The sequence below is a fragment of the Pseudomonas frederiksbergensis genome, from assembly GCF_003732665.1.
Lineage (GTDB): Bacteria > Pseudomonadota > Gammaproteobacteria > Pseudomonadales > Pseudomonadaceae > Aquipseudomonas > Aquipseudomonas frederiksbergensis_G.
Map to the genome: position 1 here is coordinate 152,673 of NZ_MOBP01000004.1, position 14,478 is coordinate 167,150.

The 14,478-nt window shown below is 59.3% G+C and carries 13 protein-coding genes and 1 pseudogene; 11 read left to right on the forward strand and 3 right to left on the reverse strand.

Annotated elements, in window-relative coordinates; translation table 11 throughout:
• Positions 1-6 precede the first annotated feature (6 nt).
• From ssuC to BK665_RS06755, 3 genes are read left to right on the forward strand one after another with little or no spacing between them, the layout of a single operon-like run.
• Positions 7-789, forward strand: a complete 783-nt coding sequence (gene ssuC, locus BK665_RS06745; protein WP_123404006.1) for an aliphatic sulfonate ABC transporter permease SsuC — start codon at positions 7-9, stop codon at positions 787-789.
• Positions 786-1,592, forward strand: a complete 807-nt coding sequence (gene ssuB, locus BK665_RS06750) for an aliphatic sulfonates ABC transporter ATP-binding protein (RefSeq protein ID WP_123404008.1) — start codon at positions 786-788, stop codon at positions 1,590-1,592. Before ssuC ends, ssuB begins: the two co-directional genes overlap by 4 nt.
• Before the next feature lie 35 nt (positions 1,593-1,627).
• Positions 1,628-1,843 carry a TOBE domain-containing protein gene (locus BK665_RS06755; protein WP_003229256.1) on the forward strand — a complete coding sequence of 72 codons (216 nt, stop codon included), beginning with the start codon at positions 1,628-1,630 and terminating at the stop codon, positions 1,841-1,843.
• Between the two features lie 201 nt (positions 1,844-2,044).
• On the opposite strand, the gene BK665_RS06760 is transcribed toward BK665_RS06755, so the two are convergent.
• Together BK665_RS06760 and BK665_RS06770 are read right to left on the reverse strand one after the other, a co-directional pair.
• Positions 2,045-2,683 (reverse strand): TetR/AcrR family transcriptional regulator, encoded by a 639-nt coding sequence (locus BK665_RS06760; protein ID WP_123404010.1) that lies wholly within the window; start codon positions 2,681-2,683, stop codon positions 2,045-2,047.
• A gap of 230 nt (positions 2,684-2,913) precedes the next feature.
• A complete protein-coding gene (locus tag BK665_RS06770; RefSeq protein WP_123404014.1) occupies positions 2,914-4,290 on the reverse strand; it encodes a glutamine synthetase family protein in 1,377 nt (458 codons plus the stop codon).
• A gap of 278 nt (positions 4,291-4,568) precedes the next feature.
• Between BK665_RS06770 and BK665_RS06775 the strand changes: the two are divergent.
• The 8 genes and pseudogenes from BK665_RS06775 to BK665_RS06810 all read left to right on the forward strand — a co-directional run.
• A pseudogene (locus BK665_RS06775) lies at positions 4,569-4,886 on the forward strand (gamma-glutamyl-gamma-aminobutyrate hydrolase family protein); the annotation flags it as partial.
• A 99-nt stretch (positions 4,887-4,985) separates the two neighbouring features.
• Entirely contained in the window at positions 4,986-6,344 is a 1,359-nt protein-coding gene (locus BK665_RS06780) for a glutamine synthetase family protein (protein WP_123404018.1), read from the forward strand.
• Positions 6,345-6,400: 56 nt separating this feature from the next.
• Positions 6,401-7,765, forward strand: a complete 1,365-nt coding sequence (locus tag BK665_RS06785; protein ID WP_123404020.1) for an aspartate aminotransferase family protein — start codon at positions 6,401-6,403, stop codon at positions 7,763-7,765.
• A gap of 184 nt (positions 7,766-7,949) precedes the next feature.
• Positions 7,950-9,044 carry a polyamine ABC transporter substrate-binding protein gene (locus BK665_RS06790; RefSeq protein WP_123404022.1) on the forward strand — a complete coding sequence of 365 codons (1,095 nt, stop codon included), beginning with the start codon at positions 7,950-7,952 and terminating at the stop codon, positions 9,042-9,044.
• 244 nt (positions 9,045-9,288) lie between these two features.
• Positions 9,289-10,386: a polyamine ABC transporter substrate-binding protein gene (locus tag BK665_RS06795; RefSeq protein WP_123404024.1), complete on the forward strand. Its 1,098-nt coding sequence runs from the start codon at positions 9,289-9,291 to the stop codon at positions 10,384-10,386.
• Between the two features lie 73 nt (positions 10,387-10,459).
• Positions 10,460-11,602 (forward strand): ABC transporter ATP-binding protein, encoded by a 1,143-nt coding sequence (locus BK665_RS06800; protein ID WP_123404026.1) that lies wholly within the window; start codon positions 10,460-10,462, stop codon positions 11,600-11,602.
• Positions 11,603-11,637: 35 nt separating this feature from the next.
• Positions 11,638-12,519, forward strand: coding sequence for an ABC transporter permease subunit (locus tag BK665_RS06805; RefSeq protein WP_185058201.1), 882 nt, complete (start codon positions 11,638-11,640; stop codon positions 12,517-12,519).
• Entirely contained in the window at positions 12,516-13,409 is an 894-nt protein-coding gene (locus tag BK665_RS06810; protein WP_123404029.1) for an ABC transporter permease subunit, read from the forward strand. Before BK665_RS06805 ends, BK665_RS06810 begins: the two co-directional genes overlap by 4 nt.
• Positions 13,410-13,551: 142 nt before the next feature.
• Here the strand turns inward: BK665_RS06810 and BK665_RS06815 are convergent, their stop codons facing one another.
• Positions 13,552-14,193, reverse strand: a complete 642-nt coding sequence (locus BK665_RS06815) for an HD domain-containing protein (protein ID WP_123404031.1) — start codon at positions 14,191-14,193, stop codon at positions 13,552-13,554.
• Between the last annotated feature and the right edge of the window lie 285 nt (positions 14,194-14,478).

Here is a 14,478-nt window from a genome sequence, read left to right on the forward strand (position 1 = left end):
GCCGCCATGAAAAGAATTATCCACAACCTCGCGCCCTGGGCGTTGCCGGTGCTGTTGCTGGCGGTGTGGCAGTTGTCGGTGTCGGCGGGCTGGTTGTCGACGCGGATCCTGCCGGCTCCCATCGCCGTGATCGAAGCCGGGGTAAGCCTGGTGCGCAGCGGTGAAATCTGGACCCACCTGGCCATTAGCGGTTGGCGTGCGGCACTCGGTTTCACCATTGGCGGCGGCATTGGCCTGACCCTGGGCTTCATCACCGGGCTGTCGAAGTGGGGCGAACGCCTGCTCGACAGTTCGGTGCAGATGATCCGCAACGTGCCGCACCTGGCGCTGATTCCGCTGGTGATCCTGTGGTTCGGCATCGATGAGTCGGCGAAGATTTTCCTGGTGGCGTTGGGCACGTTGTTTCCGATCTACCTCAATACCTATCACGGCATCCGCAACGTCGATCCGGCGCTGGTGGAGATGGCGCGCAGTTATGGCTTGAGCGGTTTCAGCCTGTTTCGCCAGGTGATCCTGCCGGGTGCATTGCCTTCGATTCTGGTCGGTGTGCGTTTCGCTTTGGGCTTTATGTGGCTGACGCTGATCGTGGCCGAAACCATTTCCGCCAGCTCCGGCATCGGCTACCTGGCGATGAATGCCCGGGAGTTCTTGCAGACCGACGTGGTGGTGCTGGCGATTCTGTTGTACGCGGTGCTCGGCAAACTGGCCGACCTCGCGGCCCGTGGACTTGAACGCGTTTGGTTGCGCTGGCATCCGGCGTATCAGGTTGCCAAAGGAGGTGCCGCATGACCGCTCAACAACCTCCACGCCTGCTGCGCGGGATTCCGCTGGCGGTGCGCAAGCTGCAAAAGACCTTTGGTTCGCGGCAAGTGCTGCGCGAGGTCGACCTGCATATTCCGGCCGGGCAATTCGTCGCCGTGGTTGGTCGCAGTGGCTGTGGCAAAAGTACCTTGCTGCGTTTACTCGCCGGACTCGACAAGCCTACGGGCGGCGAGCTGCTGGCCGGTTCGGCGCCACTGAGCGATGCCCGGGAAGACACGCGGTTGATGTTCCAGGAAGCGCGCCTGCTGCCATGGAAAAAGGTCATCGACAACGTCGGCCTCGGGCTCAAGGGCAACTGGCGGCCGCAAGCTCTGGAAGCTTTGGAGTCGGTAGGCCTGGCGGATCGCGCCAATGAGTGGCCAGCGGCGCTGTCCGGTGGGCAGAAGCAACGCGTAGCCCTGGCCCGCGCGCTGATCCACCAACCGCGCTTGCTGCTGCTGGACGAGCCGTTGGGCGCCCTGGATGCCCTGACCCGGATTGAAATGCAGCAACTGATCGAACGGCTCTGGCAAAAGCACGGCTTCACCGTGTTGCTGGTCACCCACGACGTCAGTGAAGCGGTGGCGATTGCCGATCGGGTGATCCTGATCGAAGACGGCGAAGTTGGCCTCGACCTGCAGGTGGAACTGCCACGCCCTCGGGTGCGCGGCTCCCATCGGCTGGCGGCGCTGGAAACCGAAGTCCTCAACCGCGTGCTGTCCCTGCCCGGCGAACCGCCGGAACCGGAACCTGTTTCACCATTGCCTACGCAACTGCGTTGGGCGCAATAACCCACGCCTTATCTCTACTGACAGGAATCAACATCATGACTATCAAAGCCATCAACGTTCGTAACCAGTTCAAAGGCTCGATCAAGGAAATCGTATTGGGTGACGTGCTGTCGGAAATCGACGTTCAGACCGCTTCCGGCATCGTCACTTCGGTGATCACCACGCGTTCGGTGAAAGAGCTGGAACTGGTGGTCGGCAGCGAAGTGATCGCCTTCGTGAAATCCACTGAAGTGTCGATCGCCAAGTTGTAAGTGGTGCGTAAACGACAACCCTGAAGGGTTTCAGCCCTTCGGGGTTTTTTTGTGCGTGAATCAGTGAATTCGGCGGTGCGGCATTCGCGAGCAAGCCCGCTCCCACAGGGGATTTGTGTCGAACACAAATTCTATGCTCACTGAAGATCTACTGTGGGAGCGGGCATGCTCGCGAAGAGGCCAGTAGAGCCAGCCAAGAAATCAGGCTGAGAGGGCGCGCTTGGGCAGATACGGCGGCAGGTAAAGCCCCAGATACGCATCGAACACCCGCATTCCTTCCTCAGCCATGCGCGGCGTGATCTGCCCATGCTGCTGCACCGAGCGCGCATACACTCGATCCCCCAGCTCCATCGCCAACGCAAACACATCAACGTCCATCGGCAGCCTCGGCAGTTCGAAGTGATGGTCGAACAACGTGTGCATCAGATCGCCCAGCTCGAGGTCGTGTTGACGGTCGGCCTGGGTGACTTCGGTCAAACCGTGTTGCGCGAGAATCAACTGGCGGGCGGCGGCGTCTTCGTCGTAGATATCGAGCATGCGTTGCTCGACCAGCCGCGACAGGTCGCGCCAGTCATGCAGCGCGTCGTGATCAATCGGCGCTTGCAGGCAGGCGCGGAACGCGGCGTGGACGTCGGCCGTCAGCCCTTCGAGCAGGGCCGGGACGCTGGCGAAGAAGTGGTAGACCGACGACGGCGGAATCTCCGCCCGCTCGGCGACGCTGTAGATCGACAGGCTGGCCACGCCCTCGGCGGCCAGCAGCGTGCGGGCGGCATCGAGGATCGAATCGATCCGCGCCTGGCTGCGTGCGCGGGGTTTGCGGATAGGGGCGGGGCGGGTCATTGGCGTCTCCTGCGGGGCAGCGGGCATTGTACGAGTCGGGTTGTGTTGTTGTCTTGTAGGCCGCCTTCGCGAGCAAGCCCGCTCCCACATTTGATTGGTGTGAAACACAGAATTTGCGTGCGAAGGAAATCTCCTGTGGGAGCGGGCTTGCTCGCGAACCGCCGCAGGCGGCCATAAAAAAACGCCGTCAGCTTCATCAGCCAACGGCGTTTCTTTGTGACTGCAACCACTTAAACGGTATGCAGGTACCAGTTGTACTCAAGGTCGGAGATGGAGTGTTCAAACTCCTCCAGCTCACTTTCCTTGCAGGCCACGAAGATATCGATGTATTTCGGATCGATGTACTTGGCCATGACTTCGCTGTCGTCCAGCTCGCGCAATGCATCACGCAGGTTGTTCGGCAGGCTTTGCTCGTTCTGCTCGTAGGAGTTGCCTTCCACGGGCGCGCCTGGCTCGATCTTGTTGGTCAGGCCGTGATGCACGCCTGCCAGGACCGAAGCCATCAGCAGGTACGGGTTGGCATCGGCGCCGGCAACGCGGTGTTCGATCCGCACCGCATCGGACGAGCCGGTCGGTACGCGAATCGCCACGGTCCGGTTGTCCAGGCCCCAGCACGGCGAGTTCGGCACGTAGAACTGTGCGCCGAAACGACGGTACGAGTTGACGTTCGGGCACAGGAAAGCCATCTGTGCCGGCAGGGTCTCGAGCACACCGCCGATCGCGTGACGCAGTGCGGCGTTCTGCTCGGGATCCTCGCTGGCAAAAATATTCTTGCCGTCACGGTCGAGAATCGAGATGTGGACGTGTAGCCCGTTACCCGCCTGGCCTGGGTAAGGCTTGGCCATGAAGGTGGTGTCCATCTCATGGTCGTAGGCGATGTTCTTGATCAGGCGCTTGAGCAGGACCGCGTAGTCGCAAGCCTTGATCGGGTCGGCGACGTGGTGCAGGTTCACTTCGAACTGCGCCGGGGCACTTTCCTTGACGATGGCGTCGGCCGGGATGCCTTGCTCTTTCGCACCTTCCAGAATGTCCTGGAGGCAGTCGACGTATTCGTCGAGGTCGTCGATCAGGTAGACCTGAGTCGAATGCGGGCGTTTGCCGGAGATCGGCGAGCGCGGCGGTTGCGGTCGGCCGTTCACGTTCTCCTGGTCGATCAGGTAGAACTCCAGTTCGAACGCGGCACAGATCGTCAGACCCATGTCATCGAACTTGGTCACAACCTGGCGCAAAACTTCACGGGGATCCGCGAAGAAAGGTTCACCTTCGATTTCGTGCATGGTCATCAGCAGTTGCGCGGTAGGGCGCTTTTGCCAAGGCTCATTGCACAGGGTGTCGGGGATTGGATAGCAGATTCGGTCAGCATCGCCGATGTCCAGGCCCAGGCCGGTGCTTTCCACCGTCGAGCCATTGATATCCAGAGCAAATAGAGAGGCCGGCAGGTTGATGCCTTTCTCGTAAACCTTGTGGAGGCTGGTGCGTTCAATGCGCTTGCCGCGCACCACACCATTCATATCCGCAATCAGAAGGTCAACGTACAGAACCTCAGGATGTTCCTTAAGGAACGCGTTCGCTTCGTTAAGCTGAACGGCACGCGGGGGTACCGACATGATGCAACACCTTTGTTGTTAAAAATATCAATCATTGATCTCTTCGGGTTTCAGTCAACCCGAACGGCATGCCGAAGTCAAGCGAGGCCTTTTTTGCCCTAAAAAAGCGCTCGTGAGGCTTTTTTGAGGCACTTTGGGGCGTTTTTTTGCCTTTGGCCATCTTGGCAACTGCACGTTTGAGCGGGCCGTGTTGTATTTTTTACGGGGGTGTTGTGTAAAAAAATGAACAAGGCTAAGCTCGATTCAAACCCATAACAGCAATAATACCGGGGTGCTTCATGTCTCGCCTGCCGTTAATCGGCGTCGCCGTCTGCTCTGGGCAGATCGGTCTGCATGCTTATCACATCAGTGGCGATCGTTACGTTCACACCAAGGCCTTCGTTGCCAATGGCGTGCCGTCGACTCTTCCTTCCCCGGTGGCCGCGCTGGCCCCGTCCGATATTCTGGACGGTCCGCACGACATTCTCTTTACTGCCCGTACTCCCAATATAGAACCGTTTCACTTCAGCGGCCCGGCCAATGCGCCTGGCCCTGCTCATGATTCTGCACGCCCGACTACGCTCTCCATGGCCCATGCCCGGGTCGCGGCGAGTGTTTGTGCGCGGCCCTTGCAGTGGCAATCTGTAACACGCGACGCCCATGCGTCAAACAACGCCTGACTTATAAGAGTCAGGAAACTCAGCCTAGAGGCATTTATGAGTAACAACCTCGACCAGCTCACCGATTGGTTGAAAGACCACAAGATCACAGAAGTCGAATGCATGATCGCCGACTTGACCGGGATCACCCGGGGCAAGATTTCGCCGACCAACAAGTTCATTGCCGAAAAAGGCATGCGCCTGCCCGAGAGCGTTCTGTTGCAGACCGTGACCGGCGACTATGTCGAAGACGACATCTATTACGAACTGCTCGACCCGGCCGACATCGACATGATCTGCCGCCCCGACCAGAACGCGGTGTACCTGGTGCCCTGGTCCATCGAGCCGACCGCTCAGGTGATCCACGACACCTACGACAAGCAGGGCAACCCGATCGAGCTGTCGCCGCGCAACGTATTGAAGAAGGTTTTGAAACTCTACGCCGACAAGGGCTGGCAGCCGATCGTGGCGCCGGAAATGGAGTTCTACCTGACCAAGCGCTGCGAAGACCCCGACTTCCCGCTGCAACCGCCAATTGGCCGTTCCGGTCGCCCGGAAACCGGTCGCCAGTCGTTCTCCATTGAAGCAGCGAACGAATTCGACCCGCTGTTCGAAGACGTCTACGACTGGTGCGAACTGCAGGAACTGGACCTCGACACGTTGATCCACGAGGACGGCACGGCGCAGATGGAAATCAACTTCCGTCACGGCGATGCCCTGTCCCTGGCCGACCAGATTCTGGTGTTCAAGCGCACCATGCGCGAAGCCGCGCTCAAGCACGACGTGGCGGCCACCTTCATGGCCAAGCCCATGACCGGCGAGCCGGGCAGTGCGATGCATATCCACCAGAGCATCATCGACCTCGAGACCGGCAAGAACGTCTTTTCCAATGAAGACGGGACCATGAGCCAGTTGTTCCTGCACCACATCGGTGGTTTGCAAAAACTCATCCCGGAATTGCTGCCGCTGTTCGCGCCGAACGTCAACTCGTTCCGCCGCTTCCTGCCGGACACCTCGGCACCGGTGAACGTGGAGTGGGGCGAAGAGAACCGCACCGTGGGCCTGCGCGTACCGGATGCCGGGCCGCAAAACCGTCGGGTGGAAAACCGCCTGCCGGGCGCCGACGCCAACCCGTACCTGGCGATTGCCGCGAGCCTGCTCTGCGGCTACATCGGCATGGTCGAAGGCTTGAACCCGAGTGCGCCGGTGGTGGGGCGTGGCTATGAACGCCGCAACCTGCGCCTGCCACTGACCATCGAAGACGCGCTGGAACGCATGGAACACAGCGCGACCATCGAGAAATACCTGGGCAAGAAATTCATTACTGGCTACGTCGCGGTCAAGCGGGCCGAGCATGAAAACTTCAAGCGCGTAATCAGTTCGTGGGAGCGGGAATTCCTGCTCTTCGCCGTCTGATGCGCCGGGCGCCGCTGCACTGGGCGGCGCTCTAACCGATTCCAAGGAGAATTCGCATGACCAGCAACAACCCGCAAACCCGTGAATGGCAAGCCTTGAGCAGCGATCACCACTTGGCGCCGTTCAGCGATTTCAAACAGCTCAAAGAGAAAGGCCCGCGCATCATCACCAGCGCCAAGGGCGTTTATCTGTGGGACAGCGAAGGCAACAAGATCCTCGACGGCATGGCCGGCCTGTGGTGCGTAGCGATCGGTTACGGTCGCGATGAACTGGCCGACGCCGCCGCCAAACAGATGCGCGAACTGCCTTATTACAACTTGTTCTTCCAGACCGCTCACCCGCCGGTATTGGAATTGGCCAAGGCTATTTCCGACATCGCGCCGGAAGGCATGAACCACGTGTTCTTCACCGGTTCGGGCTCGGAAGGCAACGACACCATGCTGCGTATGGTCCGCCACTATTGGGCGATCAAGGGCCAGCCGAACAAGAAAGTCATCATCAGCCGCAAGAACGGTTATCACGGTTCCACCGTGGCCGGCGCGAGCCTGGGTGGCATGACTTATATGCACGAACAGGGCGACTTGCCGATCCCGGGCATCGTCCACATCGCCCAGCCGTACTGGTTCGGTGAAGGCGGCGACATGAGCCCGGATGAATTCGGCATCTGGGCCGCCAATCAACTGGAAGAGAAGATTCTGGAACTGGGCGTGGACAACGTCGGTGCCTTTATTGCCGAGCCGATCCAGGGTGCCGGTGGCGTGATCGTGCCGCCCGACAGCTACTGGCCGCGCATCAAGGAAATCCTCGCCAAGTACGACATCCTGTTCGTGGCGGACGAAGTGATCTGTGGTTTCGGCCGCACCGGTGAGTGGTTCGGTAGCGATCACTACGATCTGAAACCCGACATGATGACCATCGCCAAGGGCCTGACCTCCGGCTACATCCCAATGGGTGGCCTGATCGTGCGTGACGAAGTGGTCAAGGTGCTCAACGAGGGCGGCGATTTCAACCACGGTTTCACCTACTCCGGGCATCCGGTGGCCGCAGCGGTAGCGTTGGAAAACATCCGCATCCTGCGCGAAGAAAAAATTATCGAGCGCGTCCACGCCGAAACGGCACCCTATTTGCAAAAGCGTCTACGGGAACTGAACGATCACCCATTGGTGGGGGAAGTGCGCGGTGTAGGCATGTTGGGGGCCATCGAACTGGTCCAGGACAAGGCCACTCGCAAACGTTACGAAGGCAAGGGCGTGGGCATGATTTGCCGCACGTTCTGCTTCGACAACGGCCTGATCATGCGTGCCGTGGGCGACACCATGATCATCTCCCCGCCATTGGTGATTACCGAGGCGGAAATCGATGAGTTGGTGACCAAGGCGCGCAAGTGCCTGGACCTGACCCTGAGTGCGTTGCAGGGCTAAGTGCTAGGCTCTGGGCGAGGTGTGCGGTCGGCACTTCGCCCAGTGCAAATAAAGGAGGGGTCTTTCCTTGAAAGCCTGCCTCGGAACTTGCCAGACTACCGGTTGTTCGGATGCCCAGTAACAGGCCGCTGAGCGCGTGGTTAAAAAGAAAAATTGGAGCATTACCCACATGAAGGCTTTAGGTATGAAGATAGCTGGCAAGACCCTCCTCGCCATGTCCCTGATGGGCGTGATGGCGGGTGCAGTACAGGCCGACGACAAGGTGCTGCACGTCTACAACTGGTCTGACTACATTGCACCGGACACCATCGCGAACTTCGAGAAAGAGTCCGGGATCAAGGTGGTGTACGACGTTTTCGACAGTAACGAAACCCTGGAAGCCAAGTTGCTGGCAGGCAAGTCCGGCTATGACGTCGTCGTGCCGTCGAACAACTTCCTCGCCAAGCAGATCAAGGCCGGGGTTTACCAGGAGCTGGACAAGTCCAAGCTGTCCAACTACGGCAACCTGAACAAATCGCTGCTCAAAGCGGTTTCCGTCAGCGACCCGGACAACAAACACGCCTTCCCTTACATGTGGGGCTCGATCGGCATCGGTTACAACCCGGAGAAAGTCAAAGCCGCGTTGGGCGTCGACACCATCGATTCCTGGGACACCCTGTTCAAGCCTGAAAACATCGCCAAGCTCAAGGGCTGCGGTGTGAGCTTCCTCGATTCGCCGACCGAAATGCTGCCAGTCGCGTTGCATTACCTGGGCCTGCCAACCGACAGCCAGAAGAAAGAAGACATCAAGAAAGCTGAAGAGCTGTTCCTCAAGATTCGTCCTTCTGTGACTTACTTCCACTCGTCCAAGTACATCTCCGACCTGGCCAACGGCAACATCTGCGTAGCCGTCGGTTACTCGGGTGACGTGCAGCAAGCCAAGTCCCGTGCTGCCGAAGCCGGTGACAAGGTCAAAGTCAGCTACGCCATTCCGAAAGAAGGCGCTGGCAGCTTCTACGACATGGTCGCCATTCCGAAAGACGCGGAAAACGTCGACGGTGCCTACAAGTTCATGAACTACCTGTTGCAGCCGAAAGTGATGGCCGACATCACCAACGCCGTGCGTTTCCCTAACGGTAACGCTGAAGCGACCCAGTTCGTGAGCAAGGACATCACCTCGGACCCGGGCATCTACCCGACTGCTGATGTGCAGGCCAAGTTGTATGCGATTGCCGATTTGCCGGCCGCTACCCAGCGTGACCTGACCCGCAGCTGGACCAAGATCAAGTCCGGTAAGTAAGTAGTAAACCCTGTAGCAGCTGCCGCAGGCTGCGTTCAACTGCGAAGCAGTTGTGCTCTTGAAAACGCGGGAAGGTCCTCCGGACCTTAACGCAGCCTTCGGCAGCTGCTACAGGTATCTGCATAAAAGTTTTGCTGGAAAGGTTTATCGAGGGTAAGTTGCGCGCCGGTTTTGTTGCCAGGCAGCCATGGCTGTCATGTAACGCTGGGCAACTTGGGCCCAACTAATTTTAGAGGACCTCCACGTGCCTATTTTTTCTTTGTTACGCAATGCCCTGCTGGTCGGTGCCGGGCTGACGCTTGCCGTCAGTGTCCAGGCCGCTGGTACGGTGCATGTTTATAACTGGTCGGATTACATCGGCTCGACCACCCTGGCGGATTTCCAGAAAGAAACCGGGATAAAACCGGTGTATGACGTGTTCGACTCCAACGAAACCCTGGAAGGCAAGTTGCTGGCCGGGCGCACCGGCTACGACGTGGTCGTGCCGTCCAACCACTTCCTCGGCAAGCAGATCAAGGCCGGCGCGTTCCAGAAGCTCGATCGCAAGTTGCTGACCAATTACGCCAACCTCGACCCGGTGCTGCTCAAGCGTCTGGAACAGAACGACCCGGGCAACCAGTACGCCGTGCCGTACCTGTGGGGTACCAACGGCATCGGTTACAACGTCGACAAGATCAAGCAAGTGCTGGGCGTCGACAAGATCGATTCCTGGAGCGTGCTGTTCGAGCCGGAGAACATCAAGAAACTGCACAGCTGCGGAGTGGCGTTCCTCGATTCGGCGGATGAAATGATGCCGACGGTCCTCAACTACATGGGCCTGAACGCCAACAGCACCAACGAGGAGGATTACAAGAAGGCCACCGCCAAGTTGCTCGCAGTGCGGCCGTACGTGACCTACTTCCACTCGTCCAAATACATCACCGACCTGGCCAACGGCGACATCTGCATTGCCATCGGTTTCTCCGGCGACATGTTCCAGGCCAAGGCCCGGGCCGCCGAAGCCGGCAAAGGCGTGAACGTCGCCTACACCATTCCGAAAGAGGGTGGAGCGCTGTGGTTCGACATGCTGGCGATTCCGAAGGACTCGACCAACGTCAAAGAGGCCCATGCCTTCATCAACTATTTGCTCAAACCTGAAGTGATTGCCCAGGTCAGTGATTCGGTCGGCTATGCCAACCCCAACCCTGGCTCGGACAAATTGATGGAGCAATCCATCCGCACGGACGAATCGGTGTATCCACCGCAGGCCGTGCTCGACAAGACCTACGTGTCGGTCGAGCTGCCGCCCAAGATTCAACGTTTGATGACCCGCAGCTGGACCACGGTCAAGACGGGTAAATAGCTTCAAGGCTCAAACTATCCAAGGTTGGCCCACCTCGGGCGAACTGCACTCTTTTTTTCTGGGAGTTTCGTAAATGGCAGTTGCCTCCGGCGCCTATAAGAAAGCCCTCGAGGGCGACCAATCACCGAAACAGGTGTTGGTCAAAATCGACCGGGTCACGAAGAAGTTCGACGAGACGATTGCCGTGGACGACGTGTCCCTGGAAATCAAGAAAGGCGAGATCTTCGCCCTGCTCGGCGGCTCGGGATCGGGCAAATCCACCTTGCTGCGCATGCTCGCAGGGTTTGAACGGCCCACGGAGGGGCGCATTTACCTCGACGGCGTCGACATCACCGAGATGCCGCCGTACGAGCGACCGATCAACATGATGTTCCAGTCCTACGCCTTGTTCCCGCACATGACCGTGGCGCAGAACATCGCCTTCGGCCTCAAGCAGGACAAGATCCCCGCCGCTGAAGTCGATGCCCGTGTCGCGGACATGCTCAAGCTGGTTCAGATGACCCAGTACGCCAAGCGCAAGCCGCATCAGTTGTCCGGCGGCCAGCGTCAGCGTGTGGCCCTGGCCCGTTCGCTGGCCAAGCGGCCGAAGCTGTTGCTGCTCGACGAACCGATGGGCGCACTGGATAAAAAGCTGCGTTCGCAGATGCAACTGGAGCTGGTCGAGATCATCGAGCGCGTCGGCGTAACCTGCGTCATGGTGACCCATGACCAGGAAGAGGCCATGACCATGGCCGAGCGCATCGCAATCATGCACCTGGGCTGGATCGCCCAGATCGGCAGCCCGATCGACATCTACGAAACCCCGACCAGTCGTTTGGTCTGCGAGTTCATCGGCAACGTCAACATCTTCGAAGGCGAAGTGATCGACGACGCCGAAGGCCACGCGACCATCACCTGCAAAGACCTGGATCGGCAGATCTACGTCGGCCACGGCATCAGCACTTCGGTGCAGGACAAGTCGGTCACCTACGCGATCCGTCCGGAGAAACTGCTGGTCACCGCCGAAATGCCGACCTGCGAGTACAACTGGTCCAGCGGCAAGGTGCATGACATCGCCTACCTCGGCGGTCATTCGGTGTTCTACGTCGAACTGCCGAGCGGCAAACTGGTGCAGTCCTTCGTCGCCAACGCCGAGCGCCGTGGCCAGCGTCCGACCTGGGGCGATCAGGTCTACGTGTACTGGGAAGACGACAGCGGCGTGGTACTTCGCTCATGAACATGCGCAAATTCAAACGCCGCCTCAACCGAATAATTCCCGGTGGCCGCCAACTGGTCATCGGGGTTCCGTTCATTTGGCTGTTCATGTTCTTCATGCTGCCGTTCTTCATCGTCCTGAAGATCAGCTTCGCCGAAGCCGACGTGGCCATCCCGCCGTACACCGAGATCTACAGCTTCATCGACCAGAAACTCCAGGTGCTGTTGAACCTGGGCAACTACGCGATGCTGGGCGACGACGAGTTGTACATCGCCGCCTACCTCGGCTCGCTGAAGATGGCGCTGATCAGCACCGTGCTGTGCCTGCTGATCGGTTACCCGATGGCCTACGCCATTGCCAGCGCCCGTAAAGAGCTGCAAACGGTGCTGGTGCTGTTGATCATGATGCCGACCTGGACCGCGATCCTGATCCGCGTTTACGCGTGGATGGGCATCCTCAGCAACAACGGCTTGCTCAACGGTTTCCTGATGACCATGGGCTGGATCAACGAACCGCTGCAAATCCTCAACACCAACCTCGCGGTGTACATCGGCGTCGTTTATTCTTACCTGCCGTTCATGATCCTGCCGCTCTACGCCAACCTGGTGAAGCACGACTACAGCCTGCTGGAAGCCGCGTCGGACTTGGGTTCGAGCACCTTCAACAGCTTCTGGAAGATCACCATTCCATTGTCGAAGAACGGCATTGTCGCCGGCTGCATGCTGGTGTTCATTCCGGTAGTGGGCGAGTTCGTGATCCCGGAACTGCTCGGCGGTCCGGAAACCCTGATGATCGGTAAAGTGCTGTGGCAAGAGTTCTTCAACAACCGCGACTGGCCGGTGGCGTCTGCCCTGGCGGTGGTGATGCTGGCGATCCTGATTGTGCCGATCATCCTGTTCAACCGCAGTCAGGCCAAGGAAATGGAGGGCAAAGAATGAAGAACTTCCGTTTCTCCAGCCTGATGCTGGTACTGGGTCTGCTGTTCATCTATGCGCCGATGCTGATCCTGGTGATCTACTCGTTCAACGCCTCGAAACTGGTGACGGTGTGGGGCGGCTGGTCGATCAAGTGGTACGTCGGCCTGCTCGACAACACCCAACTGATGGGCTCGGTGGTGCGCTCGCTGGAAATCGCCTGCTACACCGCGATTGCCGCTGTGGCGCTCGGTACTCTGGCGGCGTTCGTGCTGACGCGGATTACCCGTTTCAAGGGTCGCACGCTGTTCGGTGGTTTGGTGACGGCGCCGTTGGTGATGCCGGAAGTGATCACCGGTCTGTCGCTGTTGCTGCTGTTCGTGGCCATGGCGCAGATGATCGGTTGGCCACAGGAGCGCGGCATCGTCACCATCTGGATCGCCCACACCACGTTCTGTGCGGCGTATGTGGCGGTGGTGGTGTCGGCGCGTTTGCGTGAGCTGGACCTGTCCATCGAAGAAGCGGCCATGGACTTGGGTGCGCGGCCGTGGAAGGTGTTCTTCCTGATCACCATACCGATGATCGCGCCATCGCTGGCGGCGGGCGGGATGATGTCCTTCGCGCTGTCCCTGGATGACCTGGTGTTGGCGAGCTTCGTGTCGGGGCCGGGGTCGACGACCCTGCCGATGGAAGTGTTCTCGGCGGTGCGTCTTGGCGTGAAGCCGGAGATCAACGCCGTGGCCAGTCTGATTCTGCTGGCGGTGTCGATCGTGACCTTCCTGGTCTGGTTCTTCAGCCGTCGTGCCGAAGAATCGCGTAAAAAGGCGATTCAGCAAGCGATCGAAGAAAGCGCTGCCGACTCCTGGAAGCAACCGGACGTGCGCCGGGCGCAACAGGCGCCGGAAGCGGCTTAAAAGCAGTGCCGGGTTGACCGCAATCCTGCAGCCAACCCAAATCCCATGTGGGAGCGGGCTTGCTCGCGAAGAGGCCGTGTCAGTCGACTCAGATATCGACTGACACACCGCTTTCGCGAGCAAGCCCGCTCCCACATTTGCTTTATGCAGCCCAAGGGGATTTGCGGATGATCTCGACAAAGTTCATCGGCTTGAACCCTGGCTCGCTGTCCACCAGCACATCGGCATTCACCGTGCCGAACGTGGTGTCCGGCTTGTGTTTGAAGCCATTGGCGAACGCACACAGGATGCATTCCTTGAAGCCTTCGCCACGGGGGTGGGCATGCACCACCGCCTCACGCTGCGCCGTCGGGAACGCGGCGTAATCGATGCCCAACACATCCATCTCGACACCCGCCGTGACCAGCGCCACATTCGGCCGCAGGTGTTGCGGCACGCCCGGCGTGGTGTGTAACGCAATCGACAGCCACACTTGCTCGATATCGTCGTCGCTCAACCCGTAAGGCTTGAGGAACGCTTTGGCGGCGTTGGCGCTGTCCACTTCAAAACGCTCATTGTCGCTGCGCTGACCTTCCACCAGACCCAGGTCATGGAACATCGCGCCGACGTAAAGCAACTCCGGGTTGTAGGCCAGTTGCTTGCGTTCACCGCTCAAGGCGCCAAACAGGAATACCCGGCGCGAGTGGTGGAACAGCAGGTCGGATTCGACGTCGCGAATGTATTCGGTGGTGGCCTTGGCCAATGCGCTGTCGGGGATTTTGATACCGGCAATGATGCTGCTCATGGTGCTTTCCTCTTGGGGAACGCCGTGGCGGCGCTGATGGGTAAAGTCTGTGCCCGCACCCGCCAGCGGACAATCGATCCATGGCTGCGATCCCGGCCAATGAGCATGCAAATCACGCCAACCTCGCTTGTTGGGCCTGGATTGGCTAGGGTTGGAAGTTAAACGCGGTCCCTGTGGGAGCGGGCTTGCTCGCGAATGCGGTGTATCAGTCAACATATTTGGCGACTGACACGGCCCCTTCGCGAGCAAGCCCGCTCCCACAGGTTTTGTGTTTGCCACAGGCAA

Coding starts and splice junctions, on each gene's coding strand:
- ssuC (WP_123404006.1), top strand. CDS start 7: ATGAAAAGAATTATCCACAACCTCGCGCCCTGGGCGTTGCCGGTGCTG.
- ssuB (WP_123404008.1), top strand. CDS start 786: ATGACCGCTCAACAACCTCCACGCCTGCTGCGCGGGATTCCGCTGGCG.
- BK665_RS06755 (WP_003229256.1), top strand. CDS start 1,628: ATGACTATCAAAGCCATCAACGTTCGTAACCAGTTCAAAGGCTCGATC.
- BK665_RS06760 (WP_123404010.1), bottom strand. CDS start 2,683: ATGACCCGCCCCGCCCCTATCCGCAAACCCCGCGCACGCAGCCAGGCG.
- BK665_RS06770 (WP_123404014.1), bottom strand. CDS start 4,290: ATGTCGGTACCCCCGCGTGCCGTTCAGCTTAACGAAGCGAACGCGTTC.
- BK665_RS06780 (WP_123404018.1), top strand. CDS start 4,986: ATGAGTAACAACCTCGACCAGCTCACCGATTGGTTGAAAGACCACAAG.
- BK665_RS06785 (WP_123404020.1), top strand. CDS start 6,401: ATGACCAGCAACAACCCGCAAACCCGTGAATGGCAAGCCTTGAGCAGC.
- BK665_RS06790 (WP_123404022.1), top strand. CDS start 7,950: ATGAAGATAGCTGGCAAGACCCTCCTCGCCATGTCCCTGATGGGCGTG.
- BK665_RS06800 (WP_123404026.1), top strand. CDS start 10,460: ATGGCAGTTGCCTCCGGCGCCTATAAGAAAGCCCTCGAGGGCGACCAA.
- BK665_RS06810 (WP_123404029.1), top strand. CDS start 12,516: ATGAAGAACTTCCGTTTCTCCAGCCTGATGCTGGTACTGGGTCTGCTG.
- BK665_RS06815 (WP_123404031.1), bottom strand. CDS start 14,193: ATGAGCAGCATCATTGCCGGTATCAAAATCCCCGACAGCGCATTGGCC.